Genomic DNA, 22,647 nt, shown 5'->3' with positions numbered 1-22,647 from the left:
GAGAGACGGTTTTTTCGCGTAAACTTATACGATTGCTTCATCAGCAACGGAATCTTTATCATTAAATTTGTCTGAATCATGTGTGCCGAGAATACGGGATGTAAGTGTGCCGGCAACCATACTTCCATTCACGTTCAAAGCAGTACGCCCCATGTCGATTAATGCTTCAACAGATATCAATAAACCTGCCAGACCGACTGGAAGACCCATGGAAGAAAGGACGATAATTGCTGCAAATGTAGCTCCACCACCTACACCCGCTACACCAAATGAACTAATTGCTGTGATGATAACAAGCGGGATTAGAAAGTCAAATGCCAATGGATTGATTCCTGCGGTTGGAGCGATCATAACGGCAAGCATAACCGGATAAATACCAGCACAACCGTTTTGTCCCATTGTCGCACCGAATGAGGCAGATATATTCGCTGTTCCGTCATCTACTCCAAGTCCGTTCTTCTGTGCTTGAATATTGATTGGAATCGCTCCGGCACTTGAACGGGATGTAAATGCAAATGCAAGGGCAGGGAAAGCTTTTTTCACGTAAATGAATGGGTTCAAACCACTGATTGACACTAGGACCAAATGGATGATAAACATGACAATTAACGCTACATAAGAAGCAAGAACGAATTTACCGAGTTCAAGCACTCCCGCATAGTTCGTTGTCGCAACCATATTTGTCATTAGCGCGAGTACTCCGTATGGTGTTAGACGAAGAATCAATGTAACGATCCGCATGACAACCGCATAAATCGCATTTACACCTTTAACAAAGAGCTCTGCCTGTTCCGGCTGTTTCCTTCTGACACCTAAAACGGCGACACCTGTAATAAATGAAAAGACAACGACACCAATAACAGATGTCGGACGCTCTCCAGTCATATCAAGGAAAATATTGTTTGGAATAAAGTTTAAAATTCGTTGAGGCGTTGTCTGCTCTTCCATATCCGAATAGCGCTCTTCAAGTGCTAACGCTCGGTCACTCTCCGCTTGACCCGATTCAATCTGGTCGGCAGAAAGATCAAAAATAAGTGCAGAGCTAATTCCGACAACAGCTGCAATCATCGTCGTACCAATTAAGATACCGATAACCCAGCCAGCCATTTTCCCAAGTTGTTTCGTTTTCTCCAAGTTGATGATTGCCCGAATAATGGAAACCATTACGAGTGGTACGACAATAAGCATCAGGAGACGGACATATCCGCTTCCTACAATATCGTACCAGTCAAGCGTCCCGGTTAACACATCCGACTCCGCTCCGTAAATAATCTGCAGGACGGCACCAAGAACAATCCCCAGACCCATTGCAGTAAAGACACGCTTCGCAAAGGATACATGTTTTTTCTGCATTGTATACAGCAAGCCAATAATTGCTAATAAGACAATAATATTTATAACTATAAAGACGATATCCATCATTTCCCTCCTAAATTATTATTCCCATAGAATTAGTCTGATATAGACTATACTATGAATTAATCCGATGTGCAAGAAATGAGTTTATCAGGAAAATTTACATGTTTATTAGCTTTTCTTTAAGAGATTAAAGCTTTCTGTAAATAAAAGAAATGATTCCACAATCCGAGGTGGAATCATTTCTTCATCTTAGATTAGCCTTAAGTTCGATTTCAACATTTCCTTTAATTGCACGGGAAATCATACAGCTCGTTTCTGCTTTTTTGACTAACTTTTTCAATTTCGCATGTTCTTCATCCGTTGCGGAAGCTTTTAAGACTACGGTCGGCTTATGGATTATTTTTTTATACGTAAACACACCATTTGTCACGTCGACAATTGCTTCAGCATCGTGGGACATTTCCTCCAGTGGCAAATTCGCCCGTTCGATCATCGCCGCTAGTGTGATGACATAACAGGTCGCAGCTGCTCCAAGCAGCATTTCATCCGGATTCGTACCAATACCCGGACCATCCATTTCTTTAGGGATTGAAATCTCTGTTTTTAAATTCCCAGCATCAATCCGACCGCTACTATTTCTTCCACCCGGCCATTCCGCCTTCAAATAAAAATTATGTTCCGCCATGTAATCACCTCTTAGCCCGATTGTAGCATAATTTTTGCTATTTACTTAACAGGAAGCAAAAAAACAAAGGCGCAAGTGCCCTTACAGGCTAGGTACGCGATTCGTTACGCGGGCGCCTGGGACTACGATTACTCGTCCCACCGAAGAGCGTTTGTACTAGCACGTACAGTAGTCGCAGCAACGTACAAACTGTGCCTTACAGGACGGTAGATAGTTCGATGTTGTCCCATACGTGAGCGTACTTAATCGAACTTACCCTTTTATAGTTGCTTAAAAGAAAAAAACCAAGGAAAAATCCACCTCGGTCGTTTCTCTTCATAGCTCATCTACCCTAGCATTTATTGAATGTCTTCTGTATCCGTTGTCGTCTTCTTCGATGAGAACCAACCGATAACTGCGATTAGAACGAGCACGATGTAAAACGTTAGCTTCCAGCCCGTTGTATGCGGGAATCCTTGTGGAATAAGCGCAATATCTTTATGGGCTAGGACAAGAACAGCAAGCTTCACCCCGACCCATCCGACAATGAGAAATGCCGCTACCTCGAGACCTGGTCGTTTAGCAAGTAAACCAACGAAAACATTCGCTGCAAATCGCATAATGATTAGTCCGATCATCCCGCCGGCAAAAATAACTGCAAACTGTCCAGCATCAAGACTTCCAATATGACCGAGTCCAGTAGGCGGCAGGGCTACTGCGAGTGCAACAGCTGCCAATATGGAGTCGATAGCAAAAGCAAGATCGGCGAATTCAACTTTAAATACCGTAAACCAAAATTCTTTCGGTGTTGCCTCCTTGAGGGGTTCTCTATCCCTTGGAATGCTCGCTTCCTCTGGACTTTTCGATTTGAAACGGTCGTATAAGTTTTTAGCTGCAATTCCAAGTAAGTATATCGCGCCTAGCGCTTGTATCCACCAAAATTCTACGAGGTAAGAAATGACTAATAAAGAACCGAAACGAAGGACAAAGGCACCTGCCAGTCCATAAAACAGAGCTCTTTTTCGTTGTTTTTCCGGTAAATGCCTTACCATAATCGCTAATACGAGCGCATTATCTGCAGCAAGCAGTCCTTCCAGACCGATTAAAACGATCAATACCCATAAATATTCTAAAATCAAATCTGCACCCATTGGTACACACTCCTTCTCCTGCTTCCCTCAGCGTGGTTTTAGGCACAAAAAAATGGCCTTTATAGATAAAGGCCACAGAAAAAGACCTTTACCTGCGATGGGTAAAGGTCTCGCTAACAACAATTGTTGCCAATCAAGCCGGAGATAGGTATCTCGTAATGACGACTTAAATTGTACAGCTACTCCCCTTTAGGAATCTTTAGGAATATTAAACACTATTCTAGTTAAAATGTCAATCTTTACCCCATACAGGGAAAACATATGCGATTTGTAAAAACTTTTTCTATTCTACTGTTCCCCAAATCAAAATATTTATACATGAATAGGAAAGTTTTTTGCTATTTTTTGATGATTTCTGCAAGAATTTCATCTAGTGCAATTTGTATCATTTCTAACTTTTTCGTGCTTGCTTCTTCGCTCTTGTCCCGGACACCGTAGTAGTATTTCAATTTCGGTTCAGTTCCTGATGGGCGGAAACAAACCCAGCCGTCTTCTTCAAGAATGAATTTCATCATGTTTTCTTGCGGCAAGTTAATCGTTTCAGTCGTGCCGGTTGCTGTGTCCGTACGTTCACTCGTTACGTAATTCTCGACTTTTTCCACACGGATTCCAGCAACTTCTTCCATTGGCCGGTGACGGATCTCTTCCATAATTTTAGCTATTTGTTCTGAACCTTCTTTTCCTTCGAGTGTTAAGGAATTGAGCCCTTCGAGGTAATAGCCGTGTTTCTCATATAGTGAATGAAGGGCTTCTAAAACAGACTTCCCTTGGCTCTTCCAGTAATGGGCCATTTCCGCAGTTAGCATCGCCGCTTGAACAGCATCTTTATCACGGGTAAATCCACTTGCAAGGTAACCGTAACTTTCCTCGTAACCAAACATGAATGTTTCACCAGTTGAATCAAAACCTGCAATTTTCTCTGCGATATATTTAAAGCCAGTGAGTGTTTCAATCGTCTCTACTCCATAAGAATCAGCAATCGCTCGGCCAAGTTCTGTCGTGACAACTGTTTTAATCATCCGGGCATTTCGGTAAACGTTCAGATTGCTATGGGATAAAATATAATCGAGCAATAAAGAACCGAGCTGGTTTCCAGTAAGGACGACATATTCGCCTGCCTTATTTTTAACAGCTGCTCCAAGCCGGTCGGCATCCGGGTCTGTCGCAAGTAGGACATCGGCATTCTCTTTTTCCCCATACTGTATCGCCAGCTTAAATGCCTGATGTTCTTCCGGGTTCGGTGATTCAACGGTCGAGAATTCTGGATCTGCGACTGCTTGTTCCTCCACAATCGTGACATTTGGGAAATTCAGTTGTTTAAATCCGCGCGCAACCAAGTCTGTCCCTGTTCCGTGAAGCGGCGTGTAAATGATTTTCAGATCCTTTTCTCGTTCAAGTTCTTCCTGGCCCATCTTCGTCATTCCAATAAGATTTTCCAGGTAGGAGCGGTCTACTTCTTCACCTAGCCAGTAAAGCAGCAATTCATCTTCTAATTCCTTCTTGTCACGGACCGGTACTTGCAGTTCATCCCCTGTCGCTTGAATTGCTGCTGTAATTTGCTCCGCTTCTTCCAGTAGAATTTGGCCGCCTTGTTCGTTGTAGACTTTAAGCCCATTGTATTGTGGCGGGTTATGACTTGCCGTAATCATAATCCCAGCTGCTGCGTTCAAGTAACGAACCGCATAGGAAAGGACAGGGGTAGGCCGGATTGATGTAAAGACAGACGCGCGAATCCCATATGCCCCTAATACTTTTGCCGCTTCAACAGCAAATTCCTGGGACATGTAACGTGAATCGTAAGCGATTGCAACACCGCGTTGTTTTGCATTCACAACATGCTCCAATAAGTAATTTGCAAGTCCATTGACTGCTTTTCTTACGGTATATATATTCATCCGGTTCGTGCCGGGTCCGAGCACGCCGCGGATACCTCCTGTTCCGAACGTCAACTCTTGGTAAAAAGCATCTTCCGTTTCTTTAGGATCGTTTTTCAAATCCTTTAATTCGGCTTGGAGGTTACTATCCAAGTTCTCGAAAGCAAGCCATTTTTCAAAGGTTTGTTCCCAGTTTTTCGCCATTTCGCTCCCCCTAAATATGTATATATATCAAAATATTAACACAGCAGATTCTTTTATTCTATGAATCATGAATAAAATCATGAGTTTTTGTTAATAATACTATTATATAGTATAAATTTAAAAGCACAAAAGCAGGGAAAATGAGAATAATAGATTAGTGGGTTCGGGGGTATGGTTTTGGTGAGGAATAAACGTTTTTTTGAAGTGCTGGTTGGTCTGATTTTGATTTTCTTATTGATTTGGCTAGTTTCAATCAATGACTTTATATTTATGCCATTGTTTAAATTGGTTGGCGCGGTAGCATTTCCGATTATCGGAGCAGGGATTCTTTATTATCTGACGAAGCCGTTGATGCACTTTTTTGAACGTTTTAGAATCCATCGTATTGTCGCGATTCTTATGGTATTCGTCATTATTTTGCTCGTCGCCTTTCTCTTTGTCATTTATATTTGGCCAATTGTCCGTGATCAGACAGCGAATCTGATAAAAGGAATCCCGGCGATGGTTAAAGTTGCTGAAGACTTCATCAGTTACTGGGAAACGAATTATACGATCATACCAGATCAGGTACTGCAGGCAGTTGATGATTTCGCCGACAAGATTCCTTCTCGCATTGACGATATTATCAATCATTTATTTTCCTTCGTCGGTGGATTGATCGGTCAAGTTCTCAGTATTGTAGCAGGGATCGTGCTGATCCCATTTTTCCTTTTCTTTATGCTAAAGGATGGGGAAAAATTATTGCCGTTTATTATGAAATTTTTCAAGCCGAAGAAGGCTTATAATCTCCGAAGTTTATTGCTAAAAATCAATCAAGTCTTAACGGCATTCATCCAGGGACAGTTGATTGTAAGCTTTTTTGTCGGAGTGCTTCTCTTGATCGGGTATTCGATTATCGGTTTGGACTATGCACTAGCACTTGCTTTATTTGGAATGTTAACAAATGTGATTCCTTATCTTGGACCCTTTCTAGCTGTAACGCCGGCGATTATTGTTGGGGCATTTCAAGATCCATGGAACATTGTTTGGGTATCGATCATTATGATTGTTGCCCAACAGATTGAAAGTACACTGATTTCACCAAATGTAATGGGGCAAGTGTTGCATCTCCATCCACTTACAATTATTACAGTCATCCTTGCAGCAGGAAGTATCGCCGGCTTTCTCGGCATCCTATTCGCCGTCCCCTTCTATGCCGTCATCCGAACGATCATTATTCATTTTTACGAAACATATGTGGATTCTAAGAAAAATAGAGAAGACGCGTTGTTTTGATCAGTGCGTCTAATTCCAGGAAATACTCCGCACTTGTACTTTCTCCTGGAAGTCTGCATTCCAGACTAAATTAGAATGAAAATCGAACAATCCACTTCCCACTTAATTAGCTCTGGGAATATACGGAGACTCCAACAGGGTGAGAGGCATTGATGAGACCCTACAGCAGGCTTGCCTGCGGGGAGGCTCATCAATCGCGCAGTATATTCCCGGAGCGGGGCTAGCCCTCTAATTATGGTTTAGCTTTTTCCCTAGGAATCTATCCGAAATCATATTACAATAGATACAAAGGCTTTGGGAAAGGGGACTTTTTAGAAGATGAATAAAGAGCAGCTTTTGGGTAAATTGGATGAACTGAAGTCGGATTACGTCCGGATTCAAGGTGATATGGATAAATTGGAATATGTAAAAGGCAGAGTATCCTCAGCAGAAGGCCAACTCGTACGCCTCGAAGGAGAAATTGCCGAATTACGCAAACAACTAGAGAAAATCGAGGAAGAAGAGTAAACTTGCAATTTTACTCTTCTTTTTATGTAAAAATATGATACGATTATTTTCATAGGAAGGAGTGTTGGACATGCTCGTCAAAGAAAAAAACATACTGCAAACCTACTTCGGTTATGAAGCATTCCGCCCTGGGCAAGAAGAAGCAATCTCCCATATACTCGAACGAAAAAATACACTTGCTGTCATGCCTACAGGTGGAGGTAAATCCCTAATCTATCAAATCCCCGGATTATCCATGGAAGGTACTGCAATCATTATCTCCCCTTTAATTTCACTGATGAAAGATCAGGTGGATGGACTTGCATCCCTTGGAATTGCTGCAACCTATATCAACAGCTCCCTGTCTGCCGCTGAACAGGATATGCGGATGCGGGAAATTGCGGCAGGCAGATATAAGTTTGTCTATGTCGCTCCAGAACGTTTTGAGTCCTATCGTTTCACCGAACTGATGCAAGAGATTCATATTTCGCTCGTCGCCTTTGATGAAGCGCATTGTATTTCCCAATGGGGGCATGATTTCAGACCGAGTTACCGCTCGATTGTCCCGCGCCTAAAGGAGTTTGGCAATATTCCTGTCTTTGTCGCGCTTACTGCAACGGCGACAGAGGAGGTTGTTGAAGATATTCAGTCCCTACTAAGCATTCAGAACGAGCAGACCGTAAACACCGGCTTTGCTAGGGAAAACCTCTCCTTTCATGTGGTTAAAGGGAAAGATAAGCAGACGTATATTCGCAGCTTCCTTACCGAACATAAAAATGAGCCAGGAATTATTTACACGGCAACCCGGAAACAGGCGGACAATCTGCAAACGCAGCTAAGTCAGCGTGGATTTTCTGTTGCGAAATATCATGCCGGGCTTACGGAACTCGAGCGGCAAGAGGCTCAATCCGCTTTCCTCCATGATGAAGTGACGGTTATAATTGCGACGAACGCATTTGGCATGGGAATCGATAAATCAAACGTTCGTTTTGTAATTCACTATGCGATGCCGATGAATATTGAATCCTATTACCAGGAAGCCGGAAGAGCTGGCCGTGATGGAGAAGCGAGTGACTGTATTCTTTTATTTTCACCACAGGATGTGCAAGTTCAGAAGTTTTTAATTGAACAATCGATGATGGAAGAAGATGCGAAACAAAATGAATATCGCAAGCTTCAAGCAATGATTAATTACTGTCATACCCACGGGTGTCTCGCGAACTTCATCCTGGAATATTTTGATGATACCATTGCATATGCAACCTGCGAGCGTTGCAGCAATTGTACGGAACTTCAGGAGAAAACTGATATTACGGAAGAAGCGCAAATGATTCTTTCGTGTGTCAAGCGAATGAATGAACGGTTCGGTGTCAGTATGACGGCCAAGGTACTGAAAGGGTCAAGGGATAAAAAGATTGTTCAATTTGATCTAACACGCCTCACAACATACGGGCTGCTTTCTCGGTATACCGAAAAGGAAATTACTGAAATGATTCACTTTTTAATTGCGGAAAATCTGCTGGCAATTGAAGAAGGACGTTATCCAACGATCCGCTTGAATCAGAATTCTGTCGACGTCTTGAAGGGTGAACGACCGGTAGAAATGTATACTGCGCCAATTCCAACGACAGGAGATTCCGATTTCCATGTTGGATTGTTCACCGAACTGCGAGCACTCCGGAAGGAAATAGCCGATGAGAAGAATCTGCCGCCGTATATTCTCTTTTCCGACGCTACATTAAAAGAACTAAGCCGATATTTCCCGCAAACGAAAGAAGAGATGCTGCAAATCAAGGGAATTGGTGAGGTTAAGTTTGAACAATACGGGGAAAGCTTCCTTACCCTTCTACAAGACTGGCGTGCACGTAATCCAGATGTGGAAGTAAAAGTGCTTATTTCTGCCGACACACCGGTTGTCCGGAAAAAGGATACAGATGACGAAGGGCCAAGTCATCTCGTTAGCTACAATCTTTTCCAATCCGGCAAAACAATTAAAGAAATAGCTGCAATTCGCGGATTTAAGGATCAAACGATTGAGAATCATTTATTTAAAGCATATAAAGATGGATTTACCCTTGCTTGGAATATCTTTTTTAATGAGGAAGAAGAAGCGGAAGTACTGAAGGCAAAAGAAGGAATTGAGGAAGAACGGTTAAAACCGCTGAAAGAAGCCTTACCTGAAAGCTATACGTATTTGAAAATTAAAGCTGTGTTAGTGAAAAATGGCATGATGTAGTGGGACAAGGGCTCTGACCCCAATGTCCCACTTTTTTATTCCCCTTTTACATTCAGTGCCCATGTACCTTTACGGAAGACAGGTTCGGTTGTGCCGTCTTGTTTGATGCCGTCGATATCAAGCTTGTCGGAACCGATCATGAAGTCGACGTGGATGAGGCTATCATTAACACCGTGTTTGTCCAATTCCTCATCACTCATTTCAGAGCCGCCTTTTAAGTTGGTCGGATAAGCTTTACCCAACGCAATGTGGCAAGAGGCGTTTTCGTCAAAAAGCGTGTTATAGAAAATGAGTCCAGATTGAGATACCGGGGATTCATCTGGGACGAGCGCAATTTCACCGAGACGACGAGCTCCTTCATCGGAATTGAGTAAGTGCTTGAGTACCTCTTCTCCCTCTTCCGCTTTGAAATCGACTACTTTACCATCTTTGAAAGTCAGCTGGAAGTTGTCGATTAAGCTTCCGCCGTAGTTCAATGGTTTCGTGCTTGAAACCGTACCGTTTACACCATATTTATGCGGCAAGGAGAAGACTTCTTCTGTCGGGATGTTCGGATTGAACGTAACACCGGTTTCCGCAACCGCCGAACCGCCCTTCCAAATATGCCCTTCTGGTAATTCGAGATCGAGCTCTGTACCTGGTGCTTTTAAGATTAACTTTTTATAATTCTTGTTATTTAGAACTTCACGAGCCTTTTTCAATGTTGCATTATGCTTATCCCATGCGGCAAGCGGATCGGCTTGGTCAACACGGACGATTTTCAAGATGGCTTCCCATAAACTTTCTACCGCATCCTCTGGAGATTTATCAGGGAAAATCTTTTGGGCCCAGTCTTTAGATGGAATGGATATAATTGACCAAGGAATCTTGTCATTCATCGTATATTTGCGGAAATTAACCATTGCTTCAGCTGCTGCTTTATTTGCTGCGGCTACACGAGATGGATCAATATCTTTTAATAAATCCGGGTTTGTCGAACGGATATGAAGTATGGCTGCCCCATCTTCTGCAAATTCATCATGCAATTTAACGCGCCATTCCGGGAATGAAGCAATGACCTCGTCCGGTGCATACTGGTATTTCAAGAGCGTTAACTCATCATCCACCCAGTTGATATGGACATCTTTCGCCCCGATTTCGTATGCCCTCCTTGCCACAATCTTTGTAAAATCTGCACCCTCGAGTGGAGCATTGATCATGAGTGCCTGCCCCTTCTGTAAGTTGACGCCAGTTTTTAAAGCGAGTTCAGCATATTTTTCTTGCAATTCGATACTTGCCATTTTATGACCTCCAATTGGTTCAAATTGTATACATTCTATTATTTCATAAATTGAAGAATTCACCAACTTTTTTGTAGACAAAATCATTGGACCTGCCCTATCCCTTATTGCGAACGAAGCTATTTTATGGTAAACTTAATATTAAGTTACTTTTTGTAATTACTGTAATCCCTTTTCTTAAGGCTTGACATTGGATTAGTGAGGTGATCAATATGGAGGAAATCTTATGTCCACGTTTTGAAAAGGCGATGGGGTTATTAAGTACCCGCTGGGTAGGCTTAATCTTATTTGAGTTACTGAAAGGGACAAAACGTTTCTCAGAGATGGAAGCTAATTTACCTATTAGTGGCAGATTGCTCTCCGATCGCTTGAAGATGCTCGAAAAAGAAGGTATTGTCGAGCGGAAAATATATTCTGAGTTCCCTGTCCGGATTGAATATTCGCTTTCTGAAAAAGGCCGTGCGCTCGAGCCGGTCATCCGCGAAATTCAGGCTTGGGCGGAGGAGCATGTTACGAAAGAAGAGGTAGAGACGGAGAAAGAGGACAAGGTAAAATAAATAGACAGATGTGCGCCTGATTTCATTACCTTGGGCACATTTTAAGGGCTTAGCGAATTTACTTCCCTAAGCCCTATTTTACATTCACCCAATTTCGCAGCCTGAAAGAGTGGATTACTTTCATTTGGCGTAAGTACAGCTTTCATCTGGGGGTCTGTAATCCCGATATCTCTCGCTTTTTGCGGGCTTTTTTCTAATTTAATTCATTTTCCTAACCCCGTGTTTTGCAACGTTTTTAAAAGGAGGCGATGGTTGTAAAACCATGCCTCCTTTAAGTTGTTGCATATGTGTTTGTTTTTTGACATAGGAACACCTCATTTTTGCTATGAGGTTGTTGTGTAGCCGCTCCAAATAGAAAATGATTAAGAGCTGCTGGGTCCTCTCTTCTACTTGTTTCTGTCCCAAATATATTCGGAGCCAATTTTTCGAGCGAAAGTTTTCGATTTATTCCGGCGTTCTCTGCGTTGTTCGGCACGTTCGGGTGCGGATTCGTGCAGCGTCTTCTCATAATCGGTCTCCGGGTAAACTGGCGGGACCGGGGTTGGTCTGCCGTATTCATCAATCGCTACAAAGGTAAGAAAAGCGGTGTTACATACTTCCTTTTCCTCCGTTACGAGATTCTCCGTAATGACCCGGACAAAAACTTCCATCGATGTATTCCGTGTCCACGTAACGAATGATTCGATTAAAATCGCGTCCCCTGCCCGTACAGGGGTTAAGAAGTCAACCGAGTCAATCGACGCCGTAACGACAGGATTTCGGCAATGCTTTACAGCCGAAATTGCCGCTAAGTCGTCAATATGCGCTAAAAGCCTTCCACCGAATAATGTATTATGGACGTTTGTATCCGGCGGGTGAACGTGGGTTGTTTTAATTGCTAATGAGTTGGAACAAGGTTTTGCTTTCATGGTGTCCTCCTTGATGTTCTCTTATAGAACTGGTGATAATAAGCGTGATATCGATTCTTTCAATTTGATTCCAAGCGAGCGTTTCTCATACAGTTTCTTCGTCATTTGTGTGGAGCGGCGAATGTCGTCATGGAATGCTTCGACGAGCTCTTCGGTAATTTCCTTATCATAGATCAAGGCACTCACTTCAAAATTCAGGCGGAAACTGCGTACATCAATATTCGCCGTTCCAACCGTTGATATTTTTCCGTCGACGATTAGTGTCTTCGCATGCATGAAACCGTTCTGGTAAATATAAATTTCTCCGCCCGCTTCGAGCAAGTCCCCACTGTAGGATAAGGTTGCCCAGTAGACAAATGGATGATCCGGTTTATTCGGGATCATGACCTTTACATCCACTCCAGATAATGCTGCAAGTCTTAGCGCATCCCGCAAGCTTTCATCCGGAATGAAGTAAGGCGTCTGAATATAAATATATTCCTTTGCCTCGAGTATCATCTTTATATACGCATTCTTTATCTGTTCTAAATCCTGATCCGGACCGCTCGAGACGATTTGCATGCCGGCGTCTCCTGCTTTTTCCGATTGATAATAGTGGTCTTCATAATGGATATTACTTTTAGCTGCTTGGTTCCAGTCAAGGATAAACCGCGTCTGCATCCCTTCGACGGCAGAACCCTTTACACGCAGATGGGTATCGCGCCAGTAACCAAATTTTTTATCTTTACCAAGATACTCATCACCGATATTGAATCCCCCGATATAGCCGATTTTCCCATCAATGATTGCGAGTTTTCGGTGGTTACGGTAATTTATTTTAAAATTGACGAGTTTTGCTGGGAAAAAAGCTTCGACTTGAACACCGGCATCGCGAAGTCGCTTCACATATTTTTTACTTAAACGGCGTGAGCCCATTGCATCATAAAGGAAACGGACGGTGACACCTTCATTGGCCTTCTTGATCATGACATCGGCTAGTTTCATGCCGAGCTCGTCATTGCGAACAATATAATAAATTAAATGGATATGTTCTTTCGCCCGCCGCATGTCTTGCATCAAGCGTTCAAACTTCTCCTCTCCGTCGAGAAGTATATCAACCGCGTTGTTCTGAGATAAAAGGGAAGAATCTGTTCGTAAATTTAAATAAACCAGGCTCGCATATTTTTTCATATCTGCGTCGCTATATTCGAGTTCATCATTTTCAATATCACGAAGCTGAGACTGAACCGCCGCCTTTAATCCGAGTTTACTCTTCGTGTCCCAGACAAAAATCCGTCCATTACTGATTGGCTTTCCAAAGATTAAATAAAGAATAAATCCAGCAACTGGGATAAATAAAAGGACCATAAGCCAAGCCCAGGTGGACGAAGCGTTTTTCCGCTCCAGAAAGATAATCGACAACCCGAGAATGATATTAACTAATATTGTAATGTTCAACAAAATTGCAACTAAACTCATCCAACCAGCCCTCTTCATCAATCAAATCAACTAATATACTATAATATAGCACAACTCCCCCACCACTTCGAGCGGGACATTGGGGTCAGAGTATTTGTCCCGGTGTGGTGGGACATCGGGGTCAGAGTATTTGTCCCGGTGTGGTGGGACATCGGGGTCAGAGCTTTTGTCCCAGTTCGGTGGGACATCGGGGTCAGAGTATTTGTCCCGGTGTGGTGGGACATCGGGGTCAGAGCTTTTGTCCCGGTGTGGCGGGACATCGGGGTCAGAGCATTTGTCCCAGTTTGGTGGTGGGACATCGGGGTCAGAGTATTTGTCCCGATTTCTGTTAGAAAGTGGGGCAAAGCATTTACCTCAATTAATATACCCTACGAAGACAAGTTGAACACAAAAAACATCCTACCCCAAATCGGAATAAGATGTTTCTTTCCATTTATACGTATTAACAGTCTGTAATACCCCACAGAATGTGTATCACTTTAAACATGCTCTAGCGCTTGTTCCAAGTCATCCCAAATATCTTCCCAAGCTTCAAGCCCGATCGAGAGCCGGATCAATTGATCGGTAATGCCCATCTTTAAACGAGACGCTTCCGGCACGACTGCATGTGTCATTGTTGCTGGATGTTCAATCAATGTCTCCGCATCCCCGAGACTCACTGCAATTTTAATAAAATTCAAGCGGTTCATAAAGTACTGGGCATCTTGTTTACTTCCTTTTATTTCAAAAGAAATCATTCCGCCACTCTTATTCATCTGCTTTGCTGCAATTTTTCCGTCGCTTGATTCCGTATCGCCTGGAAAATAAATCGAAGCAACTTTTGGATGCCCTTTTAACTTTTCAAAAATATTGGCTGCATTTTCACAGTGACGGCCCATTCGAATGGGCAATGTTTTCAAGCCGCGGAGCAGTAACCACGCATCAAATGGTGACATAATTCCGCCAATGTCCTTACGCGCGGTGATTGCCAAATCATCAATAAAATCTGCTTTACCGACGACAAGACCAGCAATGACATCACCATGGCCTCCAATATATTTCGTAGCACTATGAAGAACGACGTCACAACCTAAATCAAGCGGGCACTGTAAATAAGGTGTAGAGAACGTATTGTCCACGACGACTGGAATACTATATTCTTTCGCAACTTTTGTTACAAGTTCCAAATCAATAAGCTTCATTGTAGGATTGATCGGTGTTTTAACATAAATCAATGCGGTTTCTGGTTTTATTTTAGCGTGGATTGCATCTTCTGAGTCAAGCAGGGAGAAGTCTGACGTGATATTGTATTTTTCCTTCATCAGTGTTAATAATCCGTACGTGCAGCCGTAAAGCCCAGCAGAGCATAAAACATGATCATTTGACTTCGTTAAGGATAATAAAACCGCCGAGACAGCCGCCATACCTGAAGCAAAAGCAAGACCTTTCTCTCCATTTTCAAGCCGGGCAATCCGCTCCTCAAGCACACGAACGGTCGGATTTCCTAAACGCGAATAAACAAATCCCTCCTCTTCCCCGCTAAATCGTCTTTCGCCTTGTTCTGCCGTGTCAAAAACATAAGTGGATGTTTGAAATAGTGGAATGGACAGACTTCCGAGCATTTCCTTCTCATCATAACCCTCATGAATCACTGCAGTTTCAAACCTTTGATATTTCTTTGTCATATGCTTCCTCCCCTTTACTTCTCATTTCAAAATGAAGCAATATCTCTATAACTAGCATACAAGAAAAAACACTATTATGAAAGCGTTTTCCAAGGGAGTTGGGACACTTGGGGGACACTTGGGGTCAGAGCGTTTGTCCCAATGGGACAGTTACACTGACCCCAATGTCCCACCTACCAGCGGGACAAATGCACTGACCCCCTGTCCCGATTCTTGCGTTTTTGCGTAATTAGTCTTAATATTGTTTTTATACTTACAGAGGGGTTAGGATGGGGGATTGGTGACGATGGAATCGAGGGAAATGAAGTTAGGTACGTTATATACGTTTAGTGCATATTTGCTTTGGGGTTTCTTAACAATGTACTGGAAACTTCTCGATCATGTGAATCCAATGGAAACGCTCGCCCATCGAATTGTCTGGTCATTCATTTTCATGATTGCTTTACTGCTTACAATCAAACAATTCCGTTCGTTTCTCCATACGTGCCGAAATTTATTACGAAATCCAAAGGACCTACTAGCTATTGCAGCTGCTTCAATTCTTATCTCGACGAATTGGTTCTTATTCATTTGGGCAGTCGCGAATGGTTACGTCCTCCAAGCAAGCCTAGGCTATTATATTAATCCATTAATGAGCATTTTCTTAGGTATTGTCGTTTTAAGGGAACAAGTAACGATGCGACAAGGATTTGCCTTTCTTCTGTGTGCCATAAGTGTCCTTTATCTGAGCGTATCAAGCGGTGTCTTTCCCTGGGTCTCACTCGCCCTTGCAACAAGCTTTGCAATCTATGGGCTTCTAAAAAAGAAAATCAACATTAGCTCCACCCATGGCCTAACGATTGAAACGATGCTAGTTACACCAATTGCAGCGGGCTACCTTTTCCTGCTACCACGTCAAGCTTTCACTCTGTCCTCTGCTATATCCGGGACAAATCTTTTACTTATTGGCGCAGGGATCGCCACAGCAATTCCACTTTTATTATTTGCTAATGGAGCAAAAGCAATTCCGCTATCTATGGTAGGGATTTTACAATTCATTACACCGACGATCATGCTCTTCCTAGGAGTATTCGTCTATCATGAAGCTTTTTCAATAGAAAAATTTATCGCCTTTTTATTTATCTGGTTTGCATTAATTCTCTATTTAAGCTCGGTATATCATCACCCAGCGAAAAGACAGGCAAATACATAAGAATGGGGTCAGAGCACTTGTCCCAGTGGGACAGATACACTGACCCCAATGTTCCAGCGCCTGCGGGACAATTGCTCTGACCCCCATGTCCCAGACCAGCGGGACAAACGCTCTGACCCCATGTCCCGGTATCAATCTTTTTTAAAAAACCAACTAAAGGGGTTGACATTAGTCTGGATTAAACGTTATAATCATCTGTAAATTTATAAAAGATTTTTAAGTAGCGCAATTAACGCGCTTCTAGCAAATCTGAAGCAAGAAATCTTCTTATCAAGAGCGGCGGAGGGATTAGGCCCGATGAAGCCCGGCAACCTTGAAGTAAGCAATTTTACTTTTAATGGTGCTAAATCCTACAGATCTACCCGGATCTGGAAGATAAGAGGAGGATATGTATAGTAAACTATACGCCCCTCTTCTTAAGGAAGGGGGGCGTTTTAATTATTCCCCTCTCTCCAAAACATTCCAAGCTACATATTTTTCAAAACCAAGGAGGAATTATCAATGTCAGAATTCAACATTTTCAATTTAGAAACACAAGCTCTTCACTCTGGTCAAGAGGAAGCAGATCCAACATCACGGGCAAGAGCGGTTCCGATTTATGAAACAACTTCCTATGTTTTCCGGGATACGGAGCATGCACAAAATCTTTTCGGGCTCACAGAAGCAGGAAACATTTATACAAGAATCACCAACCCGACCGTCGGAGCTTTTGAACAACGGATTGCGGATCTTGAAGATGGTGTAGGAGCAGTGGCAACATCTTCCGGAATGGCTGCTATTACGCTCGCTATTCTAAACATCGCTGGAACCGGTGATGAAATCATTGCGGACAGCAATCTTTACGGTGGAACGTATAACCTGTTCCTAAACACCTTACCGAAATACGGAATCACATTTAAGCTAGTAGACGGAACAAACCCGGAGAATTTCCGTGCAGCAATCACGGATAAAACGAAAGCAATATTCGGGGAAACGATTACGAACCCAAGCTTGAACGTATTTGATATTGAAGCAGTTGCTGAAATCGCGCATGAAAATGGGCTTCCACTCATTATCGATAATACATTTGCAACCCCATTCATCACAAAACCAATTAGCTGGGGCGCAGATATTGTGATCCACTCGGCAACGAAATGGATTGGCGGTCATGGTTCAACTATCGGCGGTGTCGTTATTGACGGTGGACGCTTCAACTGGGATAACCCGCGTTTCCCTGAGTTCACAACACCGGACGATAGCTATAAAGGTTTAAAATACGCAGATGTAGGACCGGCTGCATATGCAACAAAATTACGTGTTCAACTTCTACGTGATATTGGTGCATCACTAAGTCCAAAGAGCGCATTCACTTTCATTCAAGGGCTAGAGTCTTTACAAGTACGTATTGATCGTCATTTGGAAAATACGAAAGAGGTCGTTAAGTACCTAAAGAACCACCCAGCTGTTGAATGGGTCAACTATCCAGGGCTTGAGGAGCACCCATCCTATGAATTGGGGAAAAAGTATTTAAACCGAGGCGCAGGATCTATAATTACATTTGGTATTAAAGGTGGCCGGGAAGCAGGACGTAAGTTGATCGATAACATTACCCTCTGGTCCCATGTGGCAAACGTTGGAGATTCGAAATCCCTTATTATTCATCCCGCTTCAACGACACACCAACAACTAAGTGCAGAGGACTTACAAAAGAGTGGTACGCCTGAAGAGCTTGTCCGGCTATCAATTGGTCTTGAGTCAACGAAAGATATCTTGAAAGACCTTGACCAAGCTATTGCAAAAGCAACTGGTGAAGCACCACAATTCACACCGACTGCGGATGACGCAGCTAACTGGTTGCTCCATTCGCCTTTCGATCGCTCCAATGGGTTGAGAAAGAAAACAATTGCAGTTACTGGTGTTGATGAAGCAACCGAGAAGAAGTTGCGTAACTACGGTTTTGAAGTTGTAGCGGTTGAGGAGCCAAAACAATTGAATGGCACTTCCGAAACACTTGATGCTCTTGTAGTAAATGCAGAAGAACTTCCGAAAGAAACAATCGAGCAACTTATAAATAAAGAAAGTAAAATTCTTTGGATTGAAAATAACATCGATGATGCAGCAGCAGAATATGCACAAGCAGCAGGCATTCACGTGATCGAAAGCAAGTCCATTGCGGATGAATTAGACCGTATCCGTGGCAGTAAAGCAGCAAAAGAAGCAATCGAAATATAACAATTTTTTTATTAAAGAAACGAATGCAAGGTGCGTTCGTTTCTTTTTTGTTCCTGTCTCCTCGTTTAACTTCAACTTTTTGTGCGTAGAATAATTGGGTAGATAGAGCATACTAGACAAATTAAATCCACGTTTTATACTGGTAGTAGACAGATTATAGGTGTGATACGATGAAAAAAATATTATTTATTCTTTTTGCAATCATTCTTTTAACAATAGGAATACTTTATTATATCGATGGTCAGCCCCCAGCATTAACCCAACCGTTGATCCCTGAGGAAAATGCAGAAGAATTGAAGGAAGAAATCGAACCCGAACAAGATGAACTGGAAGATAAGGAAGAAACTGAAGAAGAGGAAAACAGCTTTTCCGAACGATTAACCCATGTTGTCCGAGAGACGATTGGCCGGATTTTCCAACGGGAAGTGAAAATTGTTGCGATTGGTGACTCGTTGACCCGTGGAGTTGGTGATGCAACAAATAGTGGCGGCTATGTCGGCATTTTAGAGCGTTCCATCAATCAAGAGGACGAGATTGCAACATTTGAAAACTTTGGAATCCCAGGAAATCGGACGGATCAGCTTTTAATCCGCTTGGGGCAACCCGAAATCATTGAAGCACTGGAAGAGGCAGATATTGTTCTCGTCACGATTGGCGCCAATGACATCATGCAAGTGGCAAAAGAGAATATTACGAACCTCGAAATGGATGACTTTATTGATGAACATAGCGATTATGAAGAGCGGCTTGAAGAGGTTCTTGAAAGGCTCTCTGATATTAATTCAAATGCCGATATTTACTTGCTTGGGATCTATAATCCTTTTGAAAAGTATTTCCAAGATATCGAGGAATTAAATCAGATTGTAAATACATGGAATGAGACAGGAAGCAGCTTGGCGAACGAAATAGATAATATTACTTTCATTCCGATTATCGATTTATTTGCAGGGAATGAAGACCCTATATTTGCCGATGATAATTTCCATCCGAATTATACGGGATATTATTTGATGGCAGAGCGTGTGTTAGACTATATTTCTAGAGAAGAAGGTTGACAGCATGGCGAGAACCGATAAGCACCGACAGAAGATCAATTGGAAAACAGGTTTTTTCTTGATTTTAGCATTGAATATTGCCGGCCTCCTGCTGCTTGTCAGTTTGATCTTTTGGCCGGCGGAAGATGTGGAATTACCTAGTGAATCAGCGGAGATCAAGCAGGAAAGCTCCCAATTCATTGTAAGGACATCAAAGCAAAATTTAAATAATCTAATTAACGCTTATATTGAACATCTAACTGAAAATACACGGCATAAGTACCGGATTGAATTGGAAGAAGATGTGCATCTGATTGGAGAACTGCCAGTGTTTTCAACGACGGTCCCCCTATCTATGCATTTTGAACCGGAAGTCGCCCAAAATGGGGATATTATTTTAAAACAAGAATCTATTTCACTTGGATTGCTGGAATTACCGAATCGGAGAATTATGCAATACTTGGCTAGATACTTACCAATGCCAGATTGGGTTACTGTCAATCCAAATGAAGAAGAGATTTATATTGCCATTTCCGACATGGATATTCGCAGTAACTTCGAACTAGCCGTCGAAACCATCGACCTGAAAGAAAACAACCTCGCCTTCCGCATCAGCGTCCCATACGAAACATTCGGCATCGAAAGCTGGAAAATGTTCCCCTGATCGGGACACGGGGTCAGAGCAGTTGTCCCTCCTTTTGAGCGGGACATGGGGTCAGAGCAAATGTCCCAGATATTTGGGACAAAAGCTCTGACCCCATGTCCCGTTTTGCATGAAATCTTCTTATCTGGGTAGGCTATTCATTGATAACTTTAGGAAATGAGGGACGAACAATGAGTAAAGAGCTACCCAAAGATGATTACGAAACGCATAAGGAAGATGAGAACACATTAACGACACGGCAAGGGCATCCGGTTACGAATAACCAGAATATCCGAACCGTTGGAAATCGCGGACCGGCAATGCTTGAAAACTATGATTTTATTGAGAAAATCAGCCATTTTGACCGCGAAAAAATCCCAGAGCGGATTGTCCATGCTCGAGGTGCTGGGGCTCACGGTTATTTTGAAACGTATGGAACGGTCGGTGATGAACCGGTTTCTAAATACACGCGAGCGAAAGTTTTCCACGGCAAGGGGAAGCGAACTCCTGTATTTGTCCGCTTTTCCACTGTTGTACATGGGAACCATTCTCCAGAAACTGTGCGTGACCCAAGAGGATTTGCCGTGAAATTTTACACAGAAGACGGGAACTGGGACTTAGTCGGAAACCATATCAAAATATTTTTCATCCGAGATGCGATGAAGTTCCCTGATATGATCCACGCATTCCGCCCAGACCCTGTGACCAACGTGCAGGACAGTGAGCGTTTCTTTGATTTCTGTGCGAACTCGCCGGAATCTTTCCATATGGTGACTTTTATTTATTCGCCTTGGGGAATTCCAGCCAATTACCGCATGATGCAAGGTTCCGGAGTGAACACATATAAATGGATAAATGCTGAAGGTAAAGCAGTTCTCGTGAAATACCACTGGGAGCCGAAACAAGGAATCAAGAATCTCACAATGAAAGAAGCTCAGGAAATCCAAGGGAAAAACTTTAACCATGCAACACAGGATTTATATGAAGCGATTGAAAAAGGCGATTATCCCGAGTGGGAATTATTCGTCCAAATCATGGAGGATGGACCACATCCGGAACTTGATTTTGACCCGCTCGACGATACGAAGCTCTGGCCGGATGATCAGTTCCCGTGGCTTCCAGTTGGAAAAATGGTGCTTAACCGTAACCCGGAGAATTATTTTACCGAAGTGGAGCAAGCAGCATTTGGGACGGGAGTACTTGTGGATGGCTTAGACTTTTCTGAAGACAAGATGCTCCAAGGCCGCACCTTCTCCTACTCTGATACACAACGATACCGTGTTGGCGCAAACTATTTACAACTGCCGATTAACGCAGCGAAAAGACGGGTCGCAACTAACCAGGAGGGCGGCCTTATGCGCTACGATAACGATAAAGGGCCTAAACAGAATTTGCATGTGAACTATGAACCTTCCAGCTTGGGCGGGCTAGAAGAAGCCGAACAAACCGGGAAAGAGTACACTCCTTTTGTGGAAGGTAATATTGTTCGAGAATCCATTGACCGGGACGATAACACGAAACAAGCTGGGGAAACGTATCGTAAGTTCGAGCAATGGGAGAAAGATGAGCTTATTCATAATCTCGTGAACGACCTTTCTACCTGTGCGAAGGTAATTCAAGATAAAATGATTGCGCTTGCGGAGTCAGCAGATGAAGAGTATGGCCGAAGATTACGCGAAGGTCTGGAACTATCAAGTAAACAGAAGCCTTCCACCGGGATGGAGACTGCAGAAGAAATGCATCCACTCGGTGCAAAAGACGCAGACAAAGCAGTAGATGAAGCAATCCGAAAAGGCCGCGACGCCGAACCATATTAAATGGGAGTGGGACAAATACTCCGACCCCATGTCCCTCCCCCCTCTATTCAACTTCTATTCCCATCTAATGTTTTATTATTTTTTTATGTGGAATGAGTAATTATGGAGTTGATACTGTGTTTGAGTGGGGAGACTTTGTAACGGCCTTCTGGGCTTTTTTCGTAAACCTTCCATTAGTGACATTCATTCATCAACTAGGGCATTATTTGATGGCCCGTTTATTCGGTGGGCGTTCGGAAATAGTTCTGGGTCGGGGAAAGCAATTATTTAGAATCGGCGCTGTAAAAGTGAATCGCTTTTATTTCCTTGATTCATTTTGTCACTATGAGTCGCTAAAAGTGAATTCAAAAGCTTCACATATTCTTGTATATGCTGGGGGTGTGTTGCTTAATTTATTTTCCCTGCTGCTAATCAATATTTTAATTATGAGCAACACACTGCCAGAGACCTCCTTTTTCTACCAATTCGGTTATTTTACAATCTACTTCATGTTTTATTCCCTCTTTCCCATCCAATATTCGGAAAAACATGCGAGCGATGGGAAGCAAATTATTAATATTTTAAGAAACAAATCTGCATCTAATATTTTTGATTAAAGCGGGACATTGGGGTCAGAGTATTTGTCCCGCTTCCT

The 22,647-nt window shown here is 42.8% G+C and carries 18 protein-coding genes and 1 riboswitch; of the genes, 10 read left to right on the top strand and 8 right to left on the bottom strand.

Features of this window, described 5'->3' with window-relative positions:
- Nucleotides 1-24 precede the first annotated feature (24 nt).
- The 4 genes from GN217_RS00290 to GN217_RS00275 form a co-directional block, all read right to left on the bottom strand.
- Nucleotides 25-1,419, bottom strand: a complete 1,395-nt coding sequence (locus GN217_RS00290; RefSeq protein ID WP_156854521.1) for an L-cystine transporter — start codon at nucleotides 1,417-1,419, stop codon at nucleotides 25-27.
- Between the two features lie 184 nt (nucleotides 1,420-1,603).
- On the bottom strand, nucleotides 1,604-2,044 hold the full coding sequence (locus GN217_RS00285) for an OsmC family protein (protein WP_156854167.1): 441 nt from the start codon (nucleotides 2,042-2,044) through the stop codon (nucleotides 1,604-1,606).
- Between the two features lie 338 nt (nucleotides 2,045-2,382).
- Nucleotides 2,383-3,174 carry a TerC family protein gene (locus GN217_RS00280; RefSeq protein ID WP_156854165.1) on the bottom strand — a complete coding sequence of 264 codons (792 nt, stop codon included), beginning with the start codon at nucleotides 3,172-3,174 and terminating at the stop codon, nucleotides 2,383-2,385.
- Between the two features lie 338 nt (nucleotides 3,175-3,512).
- Nucleotides 3,513-5,252: a phospho-sugar mutase gene (locus GN217_RS00275; RefSeq protein ID WP_156854163.1), complete on the bottom strand. Its 1,740-nt coding sequence runs from the start codon at nucleotides 5,250-5,252 to the stop codon at nucleotides 3,513-3,515.
- 171 nt (nucleotides 5,253-5,423) lie between these two features.
- On the opposite strand from GN217_RS00275, the gene GN217_RS00270 reads away from it, so the two are divergent.
- From GN217_RS00270 to recQ, 3 genes are all read left to right on the top strand, one after another.
- Nucleotides 5,424-6,527 (top strand): AI-2E family transporter, encoded by a 1,104-nt coding sequence (locus GN217_RS00270; RefSeq protein WP_370459677.1) that lies wholly within the window; start codon nucleotides 5,424-5,426, stop codon nucleotides 6,525-6,527.
- Between the two features lie 318 nt (nucleotides 6,528-6,845).
- Entirely contained in the window at nucleotides 6,846-7,034 is a 189-nt protein-coding gene (locus GN217_RS00265) for an SE1832 family protein (protein WP_156854161.1), read from the top strand.
- Nucleotides 7,035-7,104: 70 nt separating this feature from the next.
- Nucleotides 7,105-9,249 carry a DNA helicase RecQ gene (recQ, locus tag GN217_RS00260; protein ID WP_156854159.1) on the top strand — a complete coding sequence of 715 codons (2,145 nt, stop codon included), beginning with the start codon at nucleotides 7,105-7,107 and terminating at the stop codon, nucleotides 9,247-9,249.
- A gap of 35 nt (nucleotides 9,250-9,284) precedes the next feature.
- On the opposite strand, the gene GN217_RS00255 is transcribed toward recQ, so the two are convergent.
- A complete protein-coding gene (locus GN217_RS00255) occupies nucleotides 9,285-10,529 on the bottom strand; it encodes an aminopeptidase (RefSeq protein WP_156854157.1) in 1,245 nt (414 codons plus the stop codon).
- 212 nt (nucleotides 10,530-10,741) lie between these two features.
- Between GN217_RS00255 and GN217_RS00250 the strand changes: the two genes are divergently transcribed.
- Nucleotides 10,742-11,086, top strand: coding sequence for a winged helix-turn-helix transcriptional regulator (locus GN217_RS00250; RefSeq protein WP_156854155.1), 345 nt, complete (start codon nucleotides 10,742-10,744; stop codon nucleotides 11,084-11,086).
- Between the two features lie 386 nt (nucleotides 11,087-11,472).
- Here the strand turns inward: GN217_RS00250 and GN217_RS00245 are convergent, their stop codons facing one another.
- The 3 genes from GN217_RS00245 to megL form a co-directional block, all read right to left on the bottom strand.
- The gene (locus GN217_RS00245; RefSeq protein WP_156854153.1) at nucleotides 11,473-11,994 is read right to left on the bottom strand and encodes an acyl-CoA thioesterase; all 522 of its coding nucleotides are present in this window, start codon (nucleotides 11,992-11,994) and stop codon (nucleotides 11,473-11,475) included.
- A gap of 21 nt (nucleotides 11,995-12,015) precedes the next feature.
- A complete protein-coding gene (gene cls, locus GN217_RS00240; protein WP_156854151.1) occupies nucleotides 12,016-13,452 on the bottom strand; it encodes a cardiolipin synthase in 1,437 nt (478 codons plus the stop codon).
- Between the two features lie 479 nt (nucleotides 13,453-13,931).
- Entirely contained in the window at nucleotides 13,932-15,116 is a 1,185-nt protein-coding gene (megL, locus tag GN217_RS00235; protein ID WP_156854149.1) for a methionine gamma-lyase, read from the bottom strand.
- A 286-nt stretch (nucleotides 15,117-15,402) separates the two neighbouring features.
- Here megL and rarD point away from each other — a divergent pair, with 286 nt between their 5' ends.
- The 6 genes from rarD to GN217_RS00205 all read left to right on the top strand — a co-directional run bounded on the left by rarD (nucleotide 15,403) and on the right by GN217_RS00205 (nucleotide 22,609).
- Entirely contained in the window at nucleotides 15,403-16,308 is a 906-nt protein-coding gene (rarD, locus tag GN217_RS00230; protein ID WP_156854147.1) for an EamA family transporter RarD, read from the top strand.
- Nucleotides 16,309-16,572: 264 nt separating this feature from the next.
- A riboswitch (SAM riboswitch) is annotated at nucleotides 16,573-16,690 on the top strand.
- 119 nt (nucleotides 16,691-16,809) lie between these two features.
- A complete protein-coding gene (locus GN217_RS00225) occupies nucleotides 16,810-18,519 on the top strand; it encodes an O-acetylhomoserine aminocarboxypropyltransferase/cysteine synthase family protein (RefSeq protein ID WP_156854145.1) in 1,710 nt (569 codons plus the stop codon).
- Nucleotides 18,520-18,689: 170 nt separating this feature from the next.
- Nucleotides 18,690-19,574, top strand: a complete 885-nt coding sequence (locus GN217_RS00220) for a GDSL-type esterase/lipase family protein (protein WP_156854143.1) — start codon at nucleotides 18,690-18,692, stop codon at nucleotides 19,572-19,574.
- A 4-nt stretch (nucleotides 19,575-19,578) separates the two neighbouring features.
- Nucleotides 19,579-20,217, top strand: a complete 639-nt coding sequence (locus GN217_RS00215) for a YpmS family protein (RefSeq protein WP_156854141.1) — start codon at nucleotides 19,579-19,581, stop codon at nucleotides 20,215-20,217.
- A 170-nt stretch (nucleotides 20,218-20,387) separates the two neighbouring features.
- Nucleotides 20,388-22,013 carry a catalase gene (locus GN217_RS00210; protein WP_156854139.1) on the top strand — a complete coding sequence of 542 codons (1,626 nt, stop codon included), beginning with the start codon at nucleotides 20,388-20,390 and terminating at the stop codon, nucleotides 22,011-22,013.
- Between the two features lie 92 nt (nucleotides 22,014-22,105).
- The gene (locus tag GN217_RS00205; RefSeq protein ID WP_156854137.1) at nucleotides 22,106-22,609 is read left to right on the top strand and encodes a hypothetical protein; all 504 of its coding nucleotides are present in this window, start codon (nucleotides 22,106-22,108) and stop codon (nucleotides 22,607-22,609) included.
- Nucleotides 22,610-22,647 lie beyond the last annotated feature (38 nt).

Origin of the sequence: Oceanobacillus sp. AG (assembly GCF_009746545.1) — a bacterium.
Taxonomy (GTDB): Bacteria; Bacillota; Bacilli; order Bacillales; family Amphibacillaceae; genus Oceanobacillus; species Oceanobacillus indicireducens.
This window is presented reverse-complemented; position numbering and strand designations above follow the sequence as displayed.

Bases quoted from the DNA above. Each gene is read 5' to 3' on its own strand.
- GN217_RS00205 (WP_156854137.1), top strand. From the start codon at position 22,106: ATGAGTAATTATGGAGTTGATACTGTGTTTGAGTGGGGAGACTTTGTA.
- recQ (WP_156854159.1), top strand. From the start codon at position 7,105: ATGCTCGTCAAAGAAAAAAACATACTGCAAACCTACTTCGGTTATGAA.
- rarD (WP_156854147.1), top strand. From the start codon at position 15,403: ATGGAATCGAGGGAAATGAAGTTAGGTACGTTATATACGTTTAGTGCA.
- GN217_RS00265 (WP_156854161.1), top strand. From the start codon at position 6,846: ATGAATAAAGAGCAGCTTTTGGGTAAATTGGATGAACTGAAGTCGGAT.
- GN217_RS00250 (WP_156854155.1), top strand. From the start codon at position 10,742: ATGGAGGAAATCTTATGTCCACGTTTTGAAAAGGCGATGGGGTTATTA.
- cls (WP_156854151.1), bottom strand. From the start codon at position 13,452: ATGAGTTTAGTTGCAATTTTGTTGAACATTACAATATTAGTTAATATC.
- GN217_RS00210 (WP_156854139.1), top strand. From the start codon at position 20,388: ATGAGTAAAGAGCTACCCAAAGATGATTACGAAACGCATAAGGAAGAT.
- GN217_RS00285 (WP_156854167.1), bottom strand. From the start codon at position 2,044: ATGGCGGAACATAATTTTTATTTGAAGGCGGAATGGCCGGGTGGAAGA.
- GN217_RS00290 (WP_156854521.1), bottom strand. From the start codon at position 1,419: ATGGATATCGTCTTTATAGTTATAAATATTATTGTCTTATTAGCAATT.
- GN217_RS00255 (WP_156854157.1), bottom strand. From the start codon at position 10,529: ATGGCAAGTATCGAATTGCAAGAAAAATATGCTGAACTCGCTTTAAAA.
- megL (WP_156854149.1), bottom strand. From the start codon at position 15,116: ATGACAAAGAAATATCAAAGGTTTGAAACTGCAGTGATTCATGAGGGT.
- GN217_RS00220 (WP_156854143.1), top strand. From the start codon at position 18,690: ATGAAAAAAATATTATTTATTCTTTTTGCAATCATTCTTTTAACAATA.
- GN217_RS00280 (WP_156854165.1), bottom strand. From the start codon at position 3,174: ATGGGTGCAGATTTGATTTTAGAATATTTATGGGTATTGATCGTTTTA.
- GN217_RS00270 (WP_370459677.1), top strand. From the start codon at position 5,424: ATGGTTTTGGTGAGGAATAAACGTTTTTTTGAAGTGCTGGTTGGTCTG.
- GN217_RS00225 (WP_156854145.1), top strand. From the start codon at position 16,810: ATGTCAGAATTCAACATTTTCAATTTAGAAACACAAGCTCTTCACTCT.
- GN217_RS00275 (WP_156854163.1), bottom strand. From the start codon at position 5,252: ATGGCGAAAAACTGGGAACAAACCTTTGAAAAATGGCTTGCTTTCGAG.
- GN217_RS00215 (WP_156854141.1), top strand. From the start codon at position 19,579: ATGGCGAGAACCGATAAGCACCGACAGAAGATCAATTGGAAAACAGGT.
- GN217_RS00245 (WP_156854153.1), bottom strand. From the start codon at position 11,994: ATGAAAGCAAAACCTTGTTCCAACTCATTAGCAATTAAAACAACCCAC.